This is a genomic window from Paenibacillus sp. FSL H7-0331, assembly GCF_001956045.1.
On the sequence record NZ_MRTH01000005.1, the window covers coordinates 68,672 to 89,974 of the forward strand.

17 protein-coding genes and 1 riboswitch are annotated in these 21,303 nt (G+C 48.4%); of the genes, 13 read left to right on the plus strand and 4 right to left on the minus strand.

The genetic code is table 11. The features are described from left to right. Window positions 1–33 precede the first annotated feature (33 nt). The gene (locus BK127_RS09035; RefSeq protein ID WP_076229713.1) at window positions 34–999 is read left to right on the plus strand and encodes an N-acetylglucosamine kinase; all 966 of its coding nucleotides are present in this window, start codon (window positions 34–36) and stop codon (window positions 997–999) included. A 63-nt stretch (window positions 1,000–1,062) separates the two neighbouring features. Here the strand turns inward: BK127_RS09035 and BK127_RS09040 are convergent, their stop codons facing one another. Both BK127_RS09040 and BK127_RS09045 read right to left on the minus strand, forming a co-directional pair. Continuing rightward, the gene (locus BK127_RS09040; protein ID WP_076229714.1) at window positions 1,063–3,027 is read right to left on the minus strand and encodes a glycoside hydrolase family 15 protein; all 1,965 of its coding nucleotides are present in this window, start codon (window positions 3,025–3,027) and stop codon (window positions 1,063–1,065) included. Window positions 3,028–3,227: 200 nt separating this feature from the next. Then, a complete protein-coding gene (locus tag BK127_RS09045) occupies window positions 3,228–3,440 on the minus strand; it encodes a hypothetical protein (RefSeq protein WP_076229715.1) in 213 nt (70 codons plus the stop codon). 258 nt (window positions 3,441–3,698) lie between these two features. Here BK127_RS09045 and BK127_RS09050 point away from each other — a divergent pair, with 258 nt between their 5' ends. The 5 genes from BK127_RS09050 to BK127_RS09070 all read left to right on the plus strand — a co-directional run bounded on the left by BK127_RS09050 (window position 3,699) and on the right by BK127_RS09070 (window position 9,849). After that, window positions 3,699–4,127 (plus strand): hypothetical protein, encoded by a 429-nt coding sequence (locus BK127_RS09050; RefSeq protein ID WP_076229716.1) that lies wholly within the window; start codon window positions 3,699–3,701, stop codon window positions 4,125–4,127. Window positions 4,128–4,561: 434 nt separating this feature from the next. Further along, window positions 4,562–5,362, plus strand: a complete 801-nt coding sequence (gene sigI / locus BK127_RS09055; RefSeq protein WP_076229717.1) for an RNA polymerase sigma factor SigI — start codon at window positions 4,562–4,564, stop codon at window positions 5,360–5,362. 1 nt (window position 5,363) lies between these two features. Then, complete coding sequence (locus BK127_RS42965; RefSeq protein WP_076229718.1) at window positions 5,364–7,013, plus strand: anti-sigma-I factor RsgI family protein; 1,650 nt, start codon at window positions 5,364–5,366, stop codon at window positions 7,011–7,013. Window positions 7,014–7,163: 150 nt separating this feature from the next. Beyond that, complete coding sequence (locus BK127_RS09065) at window positions 7,164–8,183, plus strand: aldo/keto reductase (RefSeq protein WP_076229719.1); 1,020 nt, start codon at window positions 7,164–7,166, stop codon at window positions 8,181–8,183. A gap of 136 nt (window positions 8,184–8,319) precedes the next feature. Continuing rightward, entirely contained in the window at window positions 8,320–9,849 is a 1,530-nt protein-coding gene (locus BK127_RS09070; protein WP_076229939.1) for a leucyl aminopeptidase, read from the plus strand. A 27-nt stretch (window positions 9,850–9,876) separates the two neighbouring features. Here BK127_RS09070 and BK127_RS09075 read toward each other — a convergent pair whose 3' ends face one another. Further along, entirely contained in the window at window positions 9,877–10,458 is a 582-nt protein-coding gene (locus BK127_RS09075) for a hypothetical protein (RefSeq protein ID WP_076229720.1), read from the minus strand. 179 nt (window positions 10,459–10,637) lie between these two features. On the opposite strand from BK127_RS09075, the gene BK127_RS09080 reads away from it, so the two are divergent. Beyond that, a complete protein-coding gene (locus tag BK127_RS09080) occupies window positions 10,638–11,624 on the plus strand; it encodes a Gfo/Idh/MocA family protein (protein ID WP_076229721.1) in 987 nt (328 codons plus the stop codon). 62 nt (window positions 11,625–11,686) lie between these two features. Then, complete coding sequence (locus BK127_RS09085; RefSeq protein ID WP_076229722.1) at window positions 11,687–12,208, plus strand: Crp/Fnr family transcriptional regulator; 522 nt, start codon at window positions 11,687–11,689, stop codon at window positions 12,206–12,208. On the opposite strand, the gene hmpA is transcribed toward BK127_RS09085, so the two are convergent. After that, on the minus strand, window positions 12,175–13,380 hold the full coding sequence (hmpA, locus tag BK127_RS09090; RefSeq protein WP_076229723.1) for an NO-inducible flavohemoprotein: 1,206 nt from the start codon (window positions 13,378–13,380) through the stop codon (window positions 12,175–12,177). The two genes, BK127_RS09085 and hmpA, sit on opposite strands and share 34 nt — an antisense overlap. A 390-nt stretch (window positions 13,381–13,770) precedes the next feature. On the opposite strand from hmpA, the gene BK127_RS09100 reads away from it, so the two are divergent. From BK127_RS09100 to BK127_RS09120, 5 genes are all read left to right on the plus strand, one after another. Continuing rightward, window positions 13,771–14,691: an ABC transporter permease gene (locus BK127_RS09100; protein WP_256711234.1), complete on the plus strand. Its 921-nt coding sequence runs from the start codon at window positions 13,771–13,773 to the stop codon at window positions 14,689–14,691. 19 nt (window positions 14,692–14,710) lie between these two features. Beyond that, window positions 14,711–15,595: a carbohydrate ABC transporter permease gene (locus BK127_RS09105; protein ID WP_076229726.1), complete on the plus strand. Its 885-nt coding sequence runs from the start codon at window positions 14,711–14,713 to the stop codon at window positions 15,593–15,595. A gap of 28 nt (window positions 15,596–15,623) precedes the next feature. Next, entirely contained in the window at window positions 15,624–17,234 is a 1,611-nt protein-coding gene (locus tag BK127_RS09110; protein WP_076229727.1) for an extracellular solute-binding protein, read from the plus strand. A 51-nt stretch (window positions 17,235–17,285) separates the two neighbouring features. Beyond that, the gene (locus BK127_RS09115) at window positions 17,286–18,386 is read left to right on the plus strand and encodes a sialidase family protein (protein WP_218639005.1); all 1,101 of its coding nucleotides are present in this window, start codon (window positions 17,286–17,288) and stop codon (window positions 18,384–18,386) included. A gap of 93 nt (window positions 18,387–18,479) precedes the next feature. Continuing rightward, entirely contained in the window at window positions 18,480–20,840 is a 2,361-nt protein-coding gene (locus BK127_RS09120) for a helix-turn-helix domain-containing protein (protein ID WP_076229728.1), read from the plus strand. Window positions 20,841–20,957: 117 nt separating this feature from the next. Further along, a riboswitch (cobalamin riboswitch) is annotated at window positions 20,958–21,153 on the plus strand. Window positions 21,154–21,303 lie beyond the last annotated feature (150 nt).

A 21,303-nucleotide genomic window follows, 5' to 3' on the forward strand; every position in this document is an offset into this window, starting at 1 on the left:
TAAGCTTCCTGCGGAAGCTCTTAGGAGGTTCAAATGAAAATTATTGTCGGCTTGGACGGAGGAGGCAGTCACACCAGAGCCATAGCTGTAGATGTGACTGGACGGGTGGTTGCTTATGTTGAACGCGGAGGCGCTAATCCTAATCACAATCCGGATGCTAGAGAGAACGTTCAAGGTGCAATAGCAGCTGTCATAGCGGAGGCGGGTTGCTCACCGCAGGATGTAGTCGGTCTGACCGCAGGATTTGCGGGATATGACAGGCCAGAGGATGCAATATGGGCAGAGCAATACATAAATCAGAACGGTTTGGTCTGTCCTCGGAAGGCAGTTAATGATGCCGTTATAGCACACATAGGCGCTTTGCGTAATCAAACTGGGATTATAGTGATATGCGGAACGGGCTCTGTAGTGTTCGGGATTAATGAAGCTGGGGAGCATGTACGTAATTATGAATATCATCATTATGCAGCTACAGCCGCTCGGCATTTAGCCTATAATACCATGTTCAGGATGATTGCCGGAGATGTGTTGAAAGAGGATCAGGTGCTGATTGATCAGATCTTAATGTATTGGCAAGTGGGACAAATCATGGATTTGGCAAAGCTCGCCAAGAACGGTTTCATTACCGATTCCAAAGTGAGGAACCACCGCTTCGGCGGAATGGCACCTCTCATCACAGAAGCAGCGCTGCAAGGAATACCGCTAGCTTGCTCGGTATGCGATAATGCGGCTCGTGATATCAGCATCGGAATTCGTTTGATTGGCACCAGCTTTTCCGCAGAGACCATACCTGTAACATTAATCGGCAGCGTTGCACAAAGCGACTACATAGCCGCCAGGATAAATAAGGAGCTGCGGAGCGAGACAATCCGGCGTTATCATGTCAAGGAACCAGCACTATCACCGACTATGGGTGCGGTGTTGATAGCTATGGGGTTGGCAGACATCAATATTGACGAGCATCTGATTAATCGATTGAAGGAACATCCGCAGGCATGATTGCAAACTATCGAACCAAATAAAAACAAGGAACCGAGGGCAAGATCCCTGAGTTCCTTGTTTTTATTTTTCGGATAGCTTTTTAAATTTCTCTCTGTATTTCACGACAGTCAGTACATAGGTTGCATGTGACCAGGTAAGCGGTGCTACCGAAACCGGGCCTCCATCGAATGGATCCAGCTGTTCAGGTAAAATTCCGCTCTCAATCGCATGCTTGACAACCCATTCGAGTGTGCGGCGCGGAGCTTCCAGCTCGGCTAACGACTTCGCACATTCGATCTCCCATTCGGCAATCCACAGCGTACAGATAATCCACGGATTACCGGGTACCTTTTCGATATCGGAGGAGCGTTGGAAATAGTAATCGTGATAGTAACGGGCTACGCCGCCGATATCGGTTTTGATCGTCAGCTTTTCTTTGTTGGCTTGCATCGTTTTGACGACACGTTCATCATCAGCCGGCAGCACTCCAAATTCGAAAATACCGTAGACACTGCTCTCGTAAGTCAAGTCCTTGACCCATTGTTCGTTTTCCTGATGCATGCCGCGGACGAAACGCTGCTCTTCTTCATCCCACAAATGCTTGATTATGCCTGATTTGATCCGTTCAGCCGTGTGTCGGTAGCGGCTGCTGCGCTCCTCGTCACCGAACAGGCTGCAGAAGTTGGCAGCAGCGATTAAACCGCCATAAACTGCCGAGGTCGTAAATGTAAATATACCGTACCTTTCCTCCCATAAATCGTAGCTGGGCTTAGGCAGATTCAAATCCTGATCAATGTAGCTGGACATAAACCGTGCCGCGCGGCGGATCAAAGTCCGATACAATGACTGCGGCAGCTCAAGCACGCCATGCTTCTCAAAATCTTTCCAGAGCGCGAACAGAACAAGCGCGGTTTCATCCTCCTGAATAGGAAGCTGCTCATTACCGGCATGAATATAAGGATGCCAACTGGAGCCTACGGTTCCATCGGGGTTGTATTTATGGTGCAGGTAACCTTCCGGCGACAGCACGTTGGCACAGAAATGGAAAAACGGTGTGATCATACCCTGATAGCCGGCCATCGACATGGCGTAAGCGATCAATGCGCCGTCTCTTGGCCACATGTAGCTGTAATGATCACGATTGCTGTGCATGATGTCAGAATCATTAGCTGCGATAATCGCTCCGTTGACGTCCGTCTGAGTACGGACAATCAGTAGGCTATGCTTGTACATGCGGATAACCTCGGCAGGCAAATCACCGTAATCCTGCTCCGATTTGTTCACCCAACGCTGCCAGTACACTTTAATGCGATCCAGCAGCTTGCCGGGGTGGCTGTCTTTTACGTAGCCATCCAGCTTTTTGACTTCCTCAAGGTTTTTGCCGGCAGTCATCCAATAATACATCGTTTCATCGGAATTCGGGGGAACGTGCAACTTGAAGCTTATCGTGCTGTCGACAGAGCCCTGCGCAATGGCATTGCCCATCAAATGACCGTCTTCCGCATCCCGCCAGGTTCCCTCGGCATTGTAGAACCGTTTGACACCTGTCGTGTATTGATAGATGCCATCAGGGCCAGTAGTACCGCTGAACATAAAATATTTATCTTTTTTATAATGAAAAACGGTGTTGTTAGCAGGGTAATAGGCAGCGGTATCGCCAACCTCAGTTTCGTTAATGACCAAATCCTGATTGAAAAAGACGCGAACCTCGCGTACGGTATCCCGGTTGTTGTGGATATTGATTCTTTTTAAATAAATATCCTCGCGTTGATGGACACCATCGTTGATCAATAAGGTAATACCCAAGCGGGGGTGTGTGGCTGTTACTTCTGTAATCAGGGATTCTTCCACATAAGACAGCTTGAAATCCCATTCAGGATCGCTGAGCCAAGCAAAGTCACCATCGACCCATATGCCTACTCTGCATTGATAACCACCAACATGGTTCAATTGCCCCACGTAGGGATAATACAAATCTCGCATGTAAGTATGATTATCCAGGTTGATCAAAAACTTTCCGTTCCCGATGACTAATTGGCGCGGCATCCACCCACATCCTTCCCTCTAGCTGGAGTTTACTTCTTTCCCTAGAGTACCTTTTTCTTTATGGACGGTCAATCCCGCGGCCTCAATGAAAGCGGATACGTGTCATTTTTTTGCATAAATTTTCAAGGATCGATACCAAATAACGGTAAAATACCCGGGCAAAAAGAAATCTCCAGCCCGAAAGCGGAGATTCCTGGTAGTTATGATTGCTGTGCCGGTTCATCAGGCATACGGGTTAACTCCATTATAAAGTCGTAGGAATTTCCGGAAAGCAGAAGCCGCTGGACCTGATCCTGATGAATGCCTTCACACACTTTGGTTACTCCGGTATGGTATTGAATATGCATCTGCGCAGCTTGGTCATCGTAGCGGATAAAAGCAATTTGCTTGGAGCTGATTGGAATATGCTGCATGTAACCCACTCCCTCAAAATGAATATGAACCCTCTAAGCACATAAAAAGTTTATTGGCATGTTCATGACATGGAGCAACCGAATTTCGTTAATATAGTTGAGTTTATGCATGGTCATTCTCCTTTAGAATGGATAGTAGGGCTGCTGTGAAAACGTTTCAATGGTTTTGTCCTGCTCAAAAAAGAGGATTTATAGGACTGAAGGTCGAATATAGTGTAGAGTATCGCTTTTGCAGGCTAAATGAGGAGGCGTGAAATTATGAGTTTTTGCTGCGGCGCCAGTATGATTGGAACTAAAGGAACACTTAAGTATATCAGAACGCAAATTCATAACGTACCGATATTGTTTTGCCCGGTTTGTCATCGTGTGGAAGTACATCATCTGGTTGAAAGCGAATATGGGATTTTGGCCGAATACGCGCATGGAGATGGTGCGTCCGAGGTGGATTTTCATGAATATGTAGATAACCGCAGTCAAGCGGAATTATATGAGAATTGTGTCAATAATGAAGATGAGGACCCGATGGATGTCGTTCGCTGCCAGATTGATATGTCTCTGGATCTGCTGATCGTAGCCAAGGAGCTGAAGGATAACGAATGGGAAGAACAGCTTAAGAAGCGGCTCAATACCTTAAGCAAGCGCAAAGCCAAGCTGAATGGTAAAAAGACGTCCAAAGGAGCCGTTTAAACCCTTATTGGTATGCCCCGTAAGAGATGGAAGCGCCCCGGAACGGAGTAGTATGGCATCCCGTCCATATCCAACAGATAAGTGTGACCTGAAAATGAACCGGGTATACAAGGAAGAACAAGTGTATCCGTATAATAATTGGAGTCCAGATACAGGGCGTAGCATCAAGCTTTCTTAGGAGGCGTATGCTTAGTCCTCGGGGACACTCCCTATCGGGAGAAGTTTGGAAGGGTCAAGCACAACATATTGGCACAAACCAACGTCTCTAATAGGGGGACGTTTATTTGTTTGCATGAAAACCAGGGATGATTATAGTAGGAAAATGAATAGGATAAGGCTTTAAAATAGCTGTAATATTTTGTGAAATAAGTCCTATCCCGACCCCCCTAACCTACGTCCTAATAACGAAATTATATAGTGTGAGGTGGAAAAGATTGCTGCTCGTTTTATTTAAGAAATTTCTTGGAAAACGTCAATCTCCCCACCCGGATTCTGCGGAACCACAACCGCCTGAACAATTGGTGATTCGAATTCAAGAGGGTGATTTACGGCTTCGCAACCAATTTATTACGGACTATCAACCGTATGTTGCTAAGGTAACAAGCCGTTTTTGCAAGCGTTATGTAGATCCTGCAAGAGATGATGAGTTCAGTATTGCTTTAGGTGCCTTTAATGAGGCGATCAATCAGTTTTCAACCGAGTCCGGACGTTCGTTTCTCGGATTTTCCGAGCAGGTCATTCGTCGGCGACTGATTGATTATGTGCGTAAGGAGCAGCGATTTTCACAGCAGCTGCCGTATAGTACGTTTGATGTGGAGGATGAAGAGGATAACATCATCAATCCGGTTGAAATCCATCAGGCGATGGAGCAGTATGAAAAACAAAAAGGCATGGAGGAGCGGGGCAGCGAAATTATGGATTTGAATCGGTGTTTGGCTGATTTTGGTGTTCATTTTTCGGATTTGGTTGATGCCTCTCCGAAGCATGATGATTCCAGACAAGCTTTGTTTGCCATTGGCAAGCAGCTGTCGGAGAACGCTGAATTTATGGGGGCTATGCTCTCCAAGCGTGTACTGCCTATCAAGGAGTTAATGGGCATCGTCACCGTCTCACGCAAAACACTGGAACGAAATCGTAAGTTCATTATTGCTGTAGCCTTAATTTATAACGGGCCTTATCCATACCTCCGTGATTATTTGCATATCAAAGAGGAATCCAACAAAGGGGGAGAGTAGCATGAATAAAGGCATCGTCATGGAGCTGACGGACAAATACATTATTGTGATGCGTGAAGACGGCAGATTCGATAAAATCTCGCGTCAACGGCATTCCTGCCAACTGGGTGAAGAAATTATCTATGCTGACACCAGACTCAAATGGGCAAGTCCGTCTATAGCCGGCCGCTCAGCAGTAGTAGCGGCAGTTGTGTTTTGCCTGGTTGTTATGGCCAGCTTCGCAGGCAAAATTGGCAGCTCCGAGGTCGTTGCTTATGTATCGCTCGACATTAATCCCTCAATAGAAATGGGCATCGATGAAAAGGAACAGGTGCTCGAGCTTCGCGGCTTAAATAATGATGGGACGGAACTGATTGAAGCGATGAATTTTAAGGGTCTGACGCTCGAAACCGTTACAGCTTCGCTTTTGAACAAAGCGGAGGAGAAGTCGCTAGCCAAGGGTGAAGGGGATATTGTAATCGCAAGCACGGTCGTCCTTGAGAAAAGCACCGTGGATGACACGAAAATCGCTGAAAAACTGCGTCAGCAGGTAACCGATCACATCAAGCAAACCCATCCTGAGCAAGTCAATGCTTATCAGGTAGAAGCGTTTGCAGCACCTCAGGAGGTTCGTGAAGAAGCGAACAAGAGTGGGGTTTCAATGGGGAAATACTCGGTTTATTTGAATGCCAAAAATAATGGGGTAGCAGTGACGGTCGATGACTTGAAGAAAGAATCGATACATCAGATCGTCAAGGATAACGCGAAGGACAACGTAGATAAACAATCTGCGGTTATTCAGCCTAACAAGGTACCAACAAAGGAATCAATGAAGAAACTGGTCGAAGAAGAGAAGTCGGGAGAATTGGATAAGAAGCTGGACGATAAAAAGAAAGAGCAGCTCGCCAAAAATAACGACAAAAATAATAATACGAACAAAAATGATCCCAAGAAGTCCGGCAATTCGAATGCCAACGGTATAGGCAGTAGTGGGAACAGCAGCAATAACAGCAGTAATAACAACAATAACAACAATAACAACAACAGTAGTAACAATAATAATAAAAACAACAATACGAATACGAATACGAATTCGAACAACACGAAGGATAAAAAAGACGATAAAAACGACGATCACAAGGATGACAAAAAACCGTCAACGCCTGTGATCAAACCGAACATACCCGCGTCAATAACCGGTGGAGCCAAGCCGGCAGGGACAAATTCAGGTGCAGCCCGTCCGGGTGACAACAGCAGCAAGTCCGACCCAAAGAAGGACGATGACAAGAAAAAAGATGACGATAAGGCCGATGATGACAAAAAGAACGATGATAAAAAAAATGATGACAAGAAAAAAGATGATGATGTAAAAAAGTCCGATGATCTTCAAAAGGCCGACGAGAAAAAAAGGCTGGCCGAAGAGGATCGTAAGCGTGAGGAAGCCAAGCGTCTGGCGGATCAGAAAAAACGTGAGGATGACCTCAAAAAGCAGGAAGAGAAGAAGAAAGAACAGGATAAGAAAACGAACGAGGATGATAAGAAGACAGACAGTACCAAAAAAACGGATGACAGTAAGAAAGACAGTGACAGCAAGAAAGATAGTGATAGCAAGAAGGACACTGATTCTACCAAAACGGATGATTCCAAGCGGGACGATTCCACTAAAAGATAAGGTAGTGTAAGGGTAAGAACCTCTACATGGTATAGGTGAGCAGCTTGTGCGGGAGACCGTATAGGCTGTTTTTTTATGGTCTGTTGTTCTATAATATCAAGGAGATCAGATGGGAGAATCATAGGGAGAGAGCGGAGGAGGAACAGAGCAATGAGATACAGTACATTCGGTCAAACGGGGTTCAAGGTGTCTGCATTAGGTTTCGGAGCGATGAATTTGCCAGGAGTTCCATTGGAGCAGGCAAGGGAAACACTCAATTATGCGCTTGATCATGGGATTAATTATATCGATACAGCTGCCGGCTACCGCAATAGCGAGGAAATTATCGGGGAAAGTATTTCGCATCGCCGCGATGAATATTTTTTGGCAACCAAAACGAACAAAAGAAGCTATGCCGAGGCCAAGGAAGAAATCGAGCGAAGCCTTGTCAGACTGAAGACCGATGTGATTGACCTGCTTCAAATTCATTATGTGAATTATGTAAGTGAATATAAGGCAGCGATGCAAAATGAAGGTGCATATGAGGCAGCCTTGGAGATGCAGGCCAAAGGCAAGGTACGTCACATCGGGATTACCGGGCATCGTCCTGAGCTGCTGGCCAAGTGGATCAGCAAAGGGCAGTTTGCCCAGGTCTTGTTTCATTTAAATCTGGCACAACCTTTTTCTCTTGACGAGCTGATTCCAATGGCAACAAAGATGGGCATGGGCAAAGTTGCGATGAAGCCATTATCGGGTGGATTTATTCAACCTGTTGAAAAGGCTCTGCGTTATCCATACAGTCAAAATGTAGATGTCATTATATCAGGTATGATCAGTGTGGATGAGGTGAAGCAGAATCTCGCGGCTTTTGAGCTTGAGGTTGGAGATGCCGAGCGTGTTGAATTGGAAAATCTGGCTACAGAGCTGGGCAGCCATAACTGCCGCCGCTGTAACTATTGCTCTTGTCCGATAGGCGTAACGATTCCTGATATTATGATATCCAGCCAGATTCGTAACACATTTGGCTTGCTGCCTAAGGGTGATGGATTTTATGAACGGCAGAAGGGGAATATTATGTCCTGTGCCGATTATGAGCCCTGTAAGGAGCGGCCTCTGTGCGAGGAAAAATGTCCTTACCATCTGCCGATGCGTAAGGTCGTCATGGAGTCTGCCTCTTACTTTGGAGCCTAAGCTGTTCGTGTGGTGAATGATTAATTATGGGAACCTATGGGGGCTATCGCTTATGGATGTGCAGCAATTGTTAAAGAATGAGCTGGAAACGCATATACATATGGTCGTACAGGATGCAATTGAAGATGCTGCTCTGATGATACCGGATACCGTCACGGAAGCTGATGCGTTGGTGCTGCTGCTAACGCCGGCGGAGCTGGACGACGCGGCGTGGAGCTTGAGGCTGCCTGCATCGCTGGCAGCCGAGGTTCAGGGATTGCGCGAACGAGGGCTGTTCGCGGCTGGTCTTGGCCAGACGGAGGTCATACCGACGCTTGGCCTGCTGTCTTGCCGCTCGCTGGTGCTGAGCGGCCTTGGCGCCGCGGCTGGCGGCGCTGACGCCTGGCGTGACGCCGGCGTATACGCGGTCCGCGCAGCGCTGGACCGCGGGCTTGAGCGGCTCGCCGTGGCGCTGCCGCGTGAAGCGAGCGCCAGCGATGCGGGCGCTAACGCGGCTGTAAACCTGCGCAAGCGTGTCCACGCGCTGGCGGAAGGGCTCTTGCTCGGCGGCTACCGCATGCCGAGCTATGCCGCTGCGACTGCGCAGCCGCCCCGGACCGCGCTTCGCGAGGTCGCCCTGATCATCGATCAGGCGACACTCGAGGCGGCGGGCTGCGGCAGCGCAGTCGAGACGTTTGCGCAGCCACTGGCAGCTGCGCGAGCTTTCGCGATCGCGACGCAATATGCGCGCGATCTGACCAACCTGCCCGGCAATGTGCTTGTGCCGGATACACTGGCCCAGGAGGCCGCACGGCTGGCCTCCCATTATGGCATGTCCTGCACGGTGCTGGACGAGGCCCAAATCGTTGAGCACGGCATGGGCGGCCTTCATGCCGTAGGCAAGGGCAGTGCCAATCCGCCGCGAATGATTGCCATTCGTTATGAGGGAGCCGATGCTTCAAGTGAAGTGATTGGACTGGTTGGCAAAGGGATTACGTTCGACACCGGAGGCATTTCACTGAAGAAGCCGGACGGTATGGAAGAAATGATCAGCGATATGGGCGGTGCCGCTGTGCTGCTTGGGCTGCTGCATGTCATCGGCCGATTAAAGCCGAAGCTGAATCTGCAAATTGTGATACCTTCTGCAGAGAATATGCCTTCAAGCAGCGCTTTTAAACCGGGTGATGTGATTAAGATGATGAGCGGGCATACCGTGGAAATATTGAATACCGATGCGGAAGGACGTGTCGTGTTAGGGGATGGTGTTCATTACGCGCTGCAGCTTGGTGCGAAGCGGATTGTGGATATCGCGACCTTGACAGGAGCCGTGCTGGTTAGCTTCGCGGATGTGGCAACCGGTGCGATAGCGAACAATGAGGAGCTGCAGCAGGAAATTTTGAACGCAGCCAAACAAGCGGGAGAAAAGGTATGGCCATTCCCGAACTATCCGGAATACCATGACATGCTCAAAAGCGATGTGGCAGACATCAAAAATGCTGCCTCGCGCGATAGATGGGCGGGCAGCATAACAGGTGGACTGTTTATTGGATTTTTTGCCGGTAATGTACCTTGGCTGCATCTGGACACTGGCGGCACAGCCTGGCTGTGGAACGAGCGCGGGACGGAACCCAAGGGAGGGACCGGCGCGATGGTTCGCACACTGGCGCATTGGCTGTGCAAGTCTTGATTGTAGCCTTCAAGCAAGCAGAGCGGCTTAAGCTGACAGGCTGTTGCTTTTGCTGCTGCTTTTGCTTGCAACCAAAGGTGTGGCTGAAGCCATCATCAGCAGGGCAATCGCTTCAAGATCTTTCATTTGAATGATAAAGCGATTCACTTCCTGAGTAGTATAAGAAAGATTCACCGTCCGTTGCGATAATTGGGCAAGATCGATACCGAACCAGCCGGTGCGGCGTGGATGCGCGGACAGATCGAACGAAAGTACGGGTATCGATGCTGCGTCTTCGGCTGCAGGCAGCACATCAATAGGCTCGGCATGCAGTTCATTTAAATCGATATACAGCTTTCGGCAGTGCCAGCGTACAAAGCCTGGCTGAAAGGAAATAACGAGCAGCGGATCCTCTTCATTGGCAACCTTGTATACCTGAATACCTTTTTCACTCTTGGTTCGTTGAACATATTGGTTCTGTCTAATATCGGGCAGTACCATCACAATGAGAATCGGAATCGCACTTGCTGCATATATGAAAAGCTCGGATTCAAATAACAGGGCCAAACCAAGAAGGGCGACGAACAATAAAATAGATCCAACCAAACTCCATTTTTGCTTTTTTGACATGGAACCAGCAATCCCCCAGATGAAATATAAATTGATAAATCGACACACTACTCCTATTTTACCATAAGACAGGCGACAAGTTAAATAGTAGTTTCTTCATAACTGCTTTTTAACATAGTTGCTGCTTTTATGTTCAGCATTATAATAATGATTTTATATCAGAGTACGGAGGCCGATAGATGAAAAAAAGAATAGGTTTAATCGGTTTAGGCGATATTGCCCAAAAAGTATATTTGCCGCTGTTAGCTGCTCACGAGCAGGTCGAGCTTATAGGCGTCACCAGCCGTACCGAAGCTACGGTGAATCGGATTGCCGATCAATATCGGATTAGCGGACGGTTTTATTCATTGGAAAGACTGCTGGAGGCCAGACCTGATGCTGTATTTATACATAGCCCGACGGAAACCCATTATGAAGTGGTAATGACTTGTTTGCAAAGAGGAATAGCCGTTTATGTCGATAAACCGCTCTCCTATGAGCTGCACGAGTCGGAGGCCATGGCTGCCTACGCCCAGGAGCAGGGCGTATTGCTCGCGGTAGGCTTTAACCGCAGGTTTGCCCCGATGTATATGAAAGCACGTACGTGGCTTGAAGAGGCTGGGGGCTTTGAGCTATCTGTAGTCCAAAAGCAACGAACCAAGCTTCAGGCGCACAGTGCCAGGCATACGTTGTATGACGATTTGATTCATATGCTTGATTTGCTGCTCTGGCTCGGTGGAGATCTGGCTGAGATCGGGCATTATTACGAGCGTGTGGATGAGACAGGTAAGCTGCTGGTTGGAGCGGGGAATTTACTATTCACCAATGCGCAAGCGGACAAATCATTAGAAGAACAAATAGCACAAGCCCATACTGGCCCAGAACGACTTGGACAGTTCAGTATGGTACGCCGTGCAGGGGCCGATCTGGAAAAGCTGGAGCTGCATGGGGCCTATCGTTCTGCCGAGGTGCTCAATATGGAATCGCTCATCCTTTCAGAGCGTTCCCATGAGCCACAGCATGTCGGCTTCGGAAGCTGGGATACGATTCTGCATCGGCGGGGCTTTGCCGGAGTGGTTCAGCATTTTCTCAGCAGCCTGGAAGAACCGGGGGATTGTTCGATTCGCGCCGATCAGGTGCTGCCTGTACATCGGCTTGTGGAACGGCTGACACAAGCTTCGGACTGATTTTCGATTTTTACATTATATTGTATGAAGGAAAATGGCAATTTTGGATTCAGGAGGCTGTTATGATTATCCATAAAGGCGAGACCTTATTTCGTCAAGGCGAGTCTGGTCCGCTGTATCATCTGAAAAGCGGGATATTGAAAATCGTTCGTGTTCATGAGGACGGGAATTCGATTCTGCTTAATATTATCGTACCCGATGAAATGATTCCGCATCATTCCCTGATCAGTCCTAATCCTTATCATGGAACGGCGGTCGCTCTGTCCTCCTGTGAGGTTGATGTACTGCCAGCAGCGGACTGGTACCGGGAGTTAGAGCGCAATCCGGAGCAATTTCGTCATATAGCCATTCAGCTGCAAAATAAATTGCGAATGATGCAGCAGCGTATCGACCAGCTTACCGAGGCTGCACCTGCCGAGAAGCTCAGCAAGCTGCAGCGTTGGTTTCAACTGTATATTGGTTCGGATGCCATCACGGATGTGCTGACCCAGGACGAAATCGGTCAGTTTCTCGGCATCCGCCGCGAAACCGTGAATCGTCTGCTGAGAGCTCACAAAGTATCGGCAGGGCCAAAAAACTCATAATGAATAGCAGTATCGGGTACATCCCACTCCTTGAGCATTCCGTTGATTGCTCTCATAAAAGGTGTGGGACCGCAGAAGTAGAAGCTGGCTTCCTTCGACGGGATTACGCTCTTAAGCCAAGGCAAATCCAGGTAACCTGTTTTATGATAGGTAGCAGTGTCACCTAGCGGCGCGGCATAGCACCAGTAGGCTGATAGCTGGGTGTGATCGCTGACAAGCTTCTCCACATGCTCACGCATGGCATGCACCTGTTCATTGTGCGCGGCATGAATAAACGTTACCTGCCGATCGGGCTCCGTTTCAGCCAGTGTGTTCAGCATGCTGACCATAGGGGTCAACCCTACGCCGCCACTGATGAGTACGATTGGCTTGGTGTCTCCCGATTCCAGGATAAAATCACCCGCCGGTGCGGACAGCCACAGCACACTGCCTTCCTCAATATGTTTGTGCAGGTGGTTGGAGATTTTCCCCGCTGGACGTTTCTCAAGTGCTTCCTCCCTTTTGACCGAAATCCGATAATAAGGTTTGCCTGGCGCATCCGAAAGACTGTATTGGCGTATATGCGTATACGGTTCGCCAGGAATAGTGATTTTTACACTGACATACTGTCCAGGCACAAAATCAGCTATAGGCTGACCATTCACCGGCATCAAATAAAACGAAGTAATGACCTCACTCTCCCGCACTTTACGCTCTACACGAAAAGCTCTGAAATCGCTCCAGCCTCCTGACTGCTCCGCCGCTTGTACCTCCAAATCCCTTTCAATCCCTATGAATGCATTGGCTATCACCCCATAGGCTTCATTCCAGGCTTCAATAATCTCGTCAGTTGCCGCATCACCCAACACGGTTTTGATAGCACCCAGCAAATGCTGGCCGACAATAGGATAATGCTCGGGCTGAACTCCGAGACTGCGGTGCTTCTGGGCAATTTGCCTGACGACGGGCAGGATTGCTTCCAACCGATCGATATGAAGCGCCGCGGCATAGACAGCATTCGCCAAAGCGGCCTGCTGCTTGCCTTGTTGTTGATTAGCATGATTAAACATATTCAGGAGCTCAGGATGCGCGTTGAACAGCGACTTGTAAAAGGTTGTTGTAATTTCGGCTCCATATACTTCCAGAACCGGTACGGTAGATTTGATAATAGTAATCGTTTGTTGACTTAACATATCGGATGTCCTCCTTGTGAGTGATGGTTATGGGCTAAGTATACATACTGCGAAAGTGCAGACTTGTGATTTGAATCACATCAAAAAGCAACGATTTGTGGACAAACCTTGTTTTGAAAATGGGAGCAGAAGGGTCATGTAAGTAAAATCCGATGTATGACAAGAAAATCTGCAGCACAATCAGCTCCTTGGCGGCATCATTGTAAAAAATCACCCTGCCCAGGTCAACAGAGTCCGATATACAGCACACGCGGATACGCCTTAAGCTTAAAGCCAGGAGAGGTGAAAGGAGGTAAGAGGCTGACTATGAAACGAAACTCATGTTGATGAGACTCGTCCAATAGCCGCGAACAAACGAATAGATGAATGGATGAAGAGAGGGGGAGGACCATGGCGGCAACAGGCAATAAGCCATCCATTAAAATCATCAAACGGAACTGGGACTTATACCTGCTGATTTTACCGGTAGTGATTTATTATGCAGTATTTGAATATTTGCCGATGTATGGGGTACAGATCGCTTTTAAGGATTTTATCGCAGTCAACGGAATCTGGGGCAGCCCATGGGTAGGACTGAAGCATTTCGAACGCTTTTTCCAGGGCTATTATTTCGAAAGGCTGCTGTTGAATACGCTTTTACTGAGCGTTTATTACCTGCTGATCAGCTTCCCGCTGTCTGTCCTGCTGGCGCTCTTGATGAATGAGCTGCGGCTGGCGGCATTTAAGAAAACCGTCCAGCTCGTCACCTATGCTCCCCATTTTATTTCGACGGTGGTGCTGGTCGGGATGCTGTCGATCTTTCTCGCACCGAAGAGCGGCCTTGTCAATCAGGTGATTGCCTGGTCGGGGGGAACACCGATTGATTTTCTGGCGGAGGCCGGATGGTTTAAAAGCTTGTATGTATTTTCCGGGGTATGGCAAAATACTGGCTGGAATTCGATCATCTTTATAGCTGCCTTAGCCGGTATCGACCCGCAGCAGCACGAGTCGGCTATGCTGGACGGAGCTAGCAAGCTGCAGCGTATCTGGCATATCAATATCCCCGCTCTGCTGCCGACGATGGCAATCCTGTTCATTTTGCAGTGCGGACAAATTATGGCGGTAGGCTTTGAAAAAGTATTTTTAATGCAAAATAATGCTAACATCAGCGCATCCGATGTGATCTCCACGTATGTATACCGTTCGGGCGTGCTCGGGGCGCAGTACAGCTTTTCGGCTGCCGTCGGTTTGTTTAATTCAGTCATTAATCTGATTCTGCTGTTTGGCGTCAACCGGATATCCAAAAAACTGACCCAGACGAGCCTGTGGTGAGAAGGGAGGGGAAGCTATTATGGCCAAGCTGGCCCAAACCAAAGGCGACACGCTGTTCGATATCGTCAATTTGATCGTTCTGAGCGCCGTAACCTGCATCGTCCTGTACCCCCTGTTGTTCGTGGTCGGTGCTTCATTCAGCAGCCCGGCGGCTGTGATCGAAGGTAGAGTCTGGCTGCTGCCCCAGGGATGGAACGTGCAGTCCTATATCCGTGTGTTTCAGGACCGCGGCATTATGGAGGGGTATTTAAATACGTTTATGTATACGGCAGTAGGTACTACGTTAAATATTGTATTGACGATATGCGCGGCTTATCCGTTGTCCCGCAAGGATTTTGCCGGTGGTTACACACTGACGCTGCTGTTTGCCTTCACGATGTTTTTCAGCGGAGGGATCATACCGACCTATTTACTGGTAAAGGATCTGGGCCTTATCAATTCATTTTGGGCCGTCATATTGCCAAATGCGGTATCGATGTGGAACATTGTCATTATGCGAACTTTTTTTCAAAACATTCCGATAGAGCTGCAGGAATCGGCGCAAATCGACGGCTGCTCGAACACACGGACGTTGTTCAGTATCATACTGCCGCTGTCGTTACCGGTGATCGCGGTCATGGTGTTATTTTATGGAGTCAGTCACTGGAATGCATTTTTTAATGCGCTTATGTATGTATCCGATGTTCATAAATATCCACTGCAGCTGATTATTCGGCAAATTCTGCTGCAAAATCAGATGGGTGACATGGTCAGCGCTTCAGAAACCTCGACGGATCAAATTTTACTTGTCGAAGGGATTAAATATGCGGTCATTGTCGTCTCCAGCTTGCCGGTGCTGCTGCTGTATCCGTTCTTGCAGCGTTATTTTGTAAAAGGTGTTATGATCGGCGCTATTAAAGGCTAACGGTGGAAATCAGAGAGGATGGGTTAGAATGAAACCAACAAAAAGAAGGTTCACTTCGCTGGGTACGGTGCTTTGTGCAAGTCTGGTTCTACTGGCCGCCTGCACGAATGGGCAGGATACTCAGCCTGCTGCAAAAGCTCCGGTTAAGGAGGGGGACAGTACGCTGAACACGTCAGGGCTGCCGATTGTCAAAGCGCCATTGACCTTGAATATGCTGGCTGGACAGTCTCCGCTGCACGGAGAATGGAAGGATAAGCTGTTGTGGAAGGAAGCCGAGAAACGGACCGGGATTCATATCGAATGGACGTTGGTGCCGCAGGCTAATCTGGAGGAGAAAAAGAATTTGCTGCTCGCGAGCGGTGAAATACCCGACGCCTTTTACGGGGGCGGCATCACGTCACAGGATATGATTTCGTATGGACAACAGGGTGTCTTCCTGCCGTTGAATGATCTGATCGACAAGTATGCGCCCAATTTCAAAAAAATAACGCAGCAGTACCCCGAGGTGCTGAAGGGAATTACTTCACCTGACGGCAAAATTTATGCGCTGCCCAAAATGTCGACTAATCCCACACACAGACTCAACAACAAGCTGTTTTTGAATCAGAAGTGGCTGGATGAAGGCTCTTTGAAAATGCCTGGGACCCCGGATGAGCTGTACCAGGTGCTCAAAGCATTCAAAGCAAAGGATGCGGCGCGGGTTCCGCTCGGCGGTACGGATATCGGTGGAATTATCCGTACGTTGACAGGAGCATGGGGGCTGCAAAACCGCGGGTCATCCAATACTTACCTGGATTACAACGAAAAAACCAATGAGCTGCGCTTTTTCCCGACGGACCCGAACTATAAGGAAGTATTGGAGTATGTGCGCAAGCTGTATGCGGAGGGCTTGCTGGATTCGGAGATTTTCACGAATACCGTTCCAATCCTGACCGCCAAAATCAATAAAGGGATCATCGGTGGCTTTCCATCGATTAATACGGTACCTGCAGGTCAAAAACGGACGGATTATGCGGGTCTGCCACAAGCGTTAAAGGGGCCTTATGGGGATCAGCTGTGGTCGGGAATGACATCGGTTCTTCAAAATCAGGGTGCTTTTGTCATTACCAAGAAAGATAAAAACCCGGAAGCAACCATGCGTTGGGCCGATTATTTCATTGATGGTGAAGGCGCTGTCTTGTACTGGATGGGTGTAGAGGGTAAAACGTATGAGATGAAGGACGGCAAATACCGCTTCGTTCAGGATATTGTTAATAATCCGAATGGTCTCACGCTGGATCAGGGGATTTCCCGCGATCTGGTTGCTCCTTTCACGACTCACCCGATTGTACGTGAGGAAAGGTTCGCTTGGGATACAGGAGAAGGACTACCCGAGGTTATACAGGCGGCCAAAAATCTACAACCATTTGCTCCCAAGGAAATATGGCCGGCATTCCTGTACACAAAAGAAGAGAACGAGCGGATGATTGCTCTCGGCAACGATATCCATACTTATATTTTTGAAATGCAGACCCAATTCATTACGGGCAAGGCTCCTTTTACAAAGTGGGATGAATACGTAACGACCATCAAGAAGATGGGGCTGGATGAGTACATGAAAATCAACAAAGCGGCTTATGATCGATACAAGAGCCGATAAAATTTTGATTAGTTTCCATCATCTATACCTTGAAGGAGGATATCGTATACAATGATAGATAACAAAGCGATTGATAACCCAATGATAGACAAGGACGTATCCTTGATTTCTTCACCGGTTAAAGCGGTGTCGAGTAGGGATGAAGCTTATCAAAACAGGGCATGGCAGGGCATTCCGGGAATCGAAATGGCTCCGAATGGACGGCTATGGGCTACCTTTTATAGCGGCGGCGAGGATGAGGGACCTGATAATTATGTAACGCTTGTCACCAGCATGGACGGAGGTCAAACCTGGTCGGATCTGAAATCTGTGATTGATCCTCCAGGACAGGCGAGAGCCTATGATCCCTGCCTGTGGCAGGATCCGTCCGGACGCTTGTGGCTGTTCTGGGCGCAGAGCTTCGGCTGGTTCGACGGACGCTGCGGCGTCTGGGCTTCCATCTGCAGTGACTCCACCCAGGCTGATCCGGTCTGGTCCGAGCCGCGCCGCATTGCGGACGGGATTATGATGAACAAGCCTACTGTACTAAGCAGCGGTGATTGGCTATTGCCGATTGCAGTATGGGCGTGCAACGAATCGGACATGAACGATCTGCCGGAGGAACGGTATTCGAATGTATACCGCTCAGACGATCAAGGAGAAACCTTTCACAAATGGGGCTCAGCCGACATTCCCAATCGCCACTTCGACGAGCACATGGTCGTCGAGCGCAGGGACGGCAGCTTGTGGATGCTGGTACGCACCTTTTACGGGATTGGTGAGAGTGTATCTGTTGACGGTGGCAGGACGTGGTCTCCCGGGAAACCGACAACGCTTGGCGGGCCCGACTCGCGATTTTTTATCCGTAGGCTGCTCTCAGGACGGCTGCTGCTGGTGAACCATTATGGCTTCAAGGGCAGAAGCCACTTGACGGCGATGTTATCTGAGGACGACGGACTGACCTGGACAGGGAATCTGCTGCTGGATGAACGTCCGCACGTATCTTATCCAGATGGCGTTCAGGCCGAGGATGGCCGCATTTATATCATTTACGATCGGGAACGCAAAGAGGCCAAAGAGATTTTGATGGCTGCTTTTACGGAAGAGGACATTGTTCAAGGCGCATGCGTGACACCGCACTCCGTATTACAGGCAATCGTTAATAAAGCATAATAGGGTAACAATAAGAATAAATCAGTCAGGCACAATAAACCGATTGCAAGGTTAGGTTTCAGTCAGAAGGATTCCCCCGAGAGGAGCGCGACTATGGCAGACACGAAAAAATCCGTTATCTCCCCACGTCTGTATTCACGGATGAAAACCTATTTTTTCTCCTATATGCTTCTGGTCGTGCTTCTGCTGGTGGGTATTGGCGGGTATATGAATACGAGCTTTTTCCATACGCTGCAGGGAGTTGTCGAGCAATCGAATGTGGCTTCCCTGCAGCAAATTCGCGATCAGATCGATCAACGGCTCGTGGAGCTGCAGCGGATGTCCGTGCAGATATCCCGCAACACGAAGCTGCTGCCCTATATGATAACCCAAGGGGGCTTTGAAGCGGCTCAGGCCAATCAGGAGCTGAGATCGTACGGCTCTACCAGCTCATTCCTGCTCGATATCGGCGTGTATTATGCGCAGGCACAAGCGAACAAAGTGTATGCTGCCAGCGGTGTGTATGATCTCGATACCTTCCTAGAGCAGATTTATCCATTTCAAGGTATGAACCAAAGTGCATTTGAAAGACTGGTCTCGGACTTAAAAGGTCCGCTCATCATGCCCGTACAAACGATTGTTATCAACGGTACCAACAATACGGATGCAACACTCTATTTGTATCCTGTTCCCAATAACGGCACGAAGCCGTATGAGGTTATTATTTATGTGATTAATGGTGCGGAGATCAAAAAAACAGTCGGAGGTGCACTGAAGCAATTCGAGGGCATGGCGGTTGTGATTGATAAGCAGGGTCAGCCTATCGTATCCGTTTCCAGTGAAGCCGTTGGGAGTCTCGATTCGGCACAGCTTCTGGCCCACCTTCCCGATCAGCCTTCTGCTTCGGTTCAGACTGTTCGTTTATCGGAGGGGAGCTATTCCTCGGTCCGACTCGATTCCAGCGTTGTCCCGTGGTCGTATTATGTCGTGATGCCGACGGAACAATTTCTCAATCGGGTACGCCATACACAAATGATTTTCTATGTGACCATTCTTACGACCTTGCTGCTCGGTATTGTGCTATCCTACATGCTGGCTACACATAACTATAAGCCGATCAAACGGCTGCTGGAATCTCTCCGTAATAAAGGTACAAGTGATTCTTACCAAGGCAAAGACGAGCTGGGCTGGATTTCCAGAACGATAGAGGATATGAGCATTGAAAACAGCGGTCTGCGTTCACGGCTGCGGACGAAGTCGGCGATGATTAAGGAGAAGCTGCTCTCCGATCTGTTGAAGGGCAACGTGAAGTCGAAGGCAGATATCGCAGAGCTGTTGGATACAGCGGGTATGAAGCTGGGAGATGATCATTTTGCCGTGCTGTTGTTCATCATTGATGATTATCGGCGGTTCGAGGAAACGAATACGACTATTATTCAAAATCTGCTCAAATACAGCATTATTAATGTAGCGGAAGAGATTTCGCTGGAAGCCGGATACGGATATGGAATCGATATGACAGAAAATAACGGTGTCGTGGTGCTGGTCGGAATGGAGCCGATGGTTGATCCCTTGCACATGATAACGGAGGTAGCCGAGAAAACGAGACAATTTTTCGAGCAGAGCTTTCCTTTTACGGTGACGGTAGGGGTCAGTGATATTTTTGAGGATGCGCTTGCTATTCCTAAATATTTCAGGCAATCGTATGAATCGGCCCAATACCGGTTTATGAAGGGACACAATTGTGTGATTCAATACCAGGACCTTCCTTCCCCAACTTCGTTGTCTCAGCCTATGCATGAATTTGAGGAACAGCTTGTTAAAGCACTAAAGCAGGGGAGTAAAGAAGGGGCCATCCGTGCCATTCATGACGAGATGATTGAAATTCGCAGGTATGATCTTGCGGTTTCTTTTGTGCAAAGCATCTGTTTTCGCTTATTCGATGGGGTAGTCAAGCAGCTGGAGGAGATCAACCTGCCGCTTAATCACGAAGGAGAGAGGGAAAAGGTTGCACTGCGTGCCTTTGAATTTGAGACGTTGGATGAGTTTGAGCGAGCCTTTGTGAGGTTTTGCGGTCGGCTGGCCGATGACATTTCTATGAAAAAGGAAAGCAAAAACTTTGAGCTGCGCGACAAGCTGTCTACGTACATTCATGATAATTACATGGACGGTACGCTCAGTCTGAGTAAAATCGCAGAGCAGTTCTCGCTGTCGCCCTCCTATTTGTCCCGTTACTTCAAGAACCAGATGGGGATTGGCATCAGTGAGTATGTAGACGAGCTTCGAATGGAAAAGGCGAAGGAGCTATTGCAAACCAACACCTGGACGGTTAAAGAGGTGACAGAGAAGGTTGGTTACGCTGATCAGACTTATTTTATCCGTAAATTTAAGAAAAGGGAGGGGATTACGCCTCAGCAATACAAGCTTTTGTCAACAACCGGGGAGCCAGCAGGCAGCAGCTCCGATCCCACATGATTATGGTAAGGGTCAGGTCGGCTTCGTATATAGCTGGCCTATTTGCTGTTTCTTAAATACTTGTACACCTTCCATTGATTAATAGAGAATAGTAGTGTATATTCTTAATAGTAACAATTACATATTATGTGAATAGGTGCTCTGTATCGTAATCTCGCTCAGAGCTTAAAAGGGAAGTTCGGTGAAAAACCGATGCGGTCCCGCCACTGTAACAGAGGAGTCAAAGCGTAAATGCCACTGATCGCAAGATCGGGAAGGTGCTTGTCGACTATGAATCTGGAGCCAGGAGACCTGCCTATTCGACAGACACTGCTTAACCTACGGAAGATAGGAAGGTGTTAAAGACAGCCATCGTTAGCAATAGCCTATACGATCACGGGCATCTTTTACCTTTGTACGGCAGAGGTGAACGATGTCTTTTTTGTATCTGCATCTGTATGTAATGAAAATAGGTAACTACTAA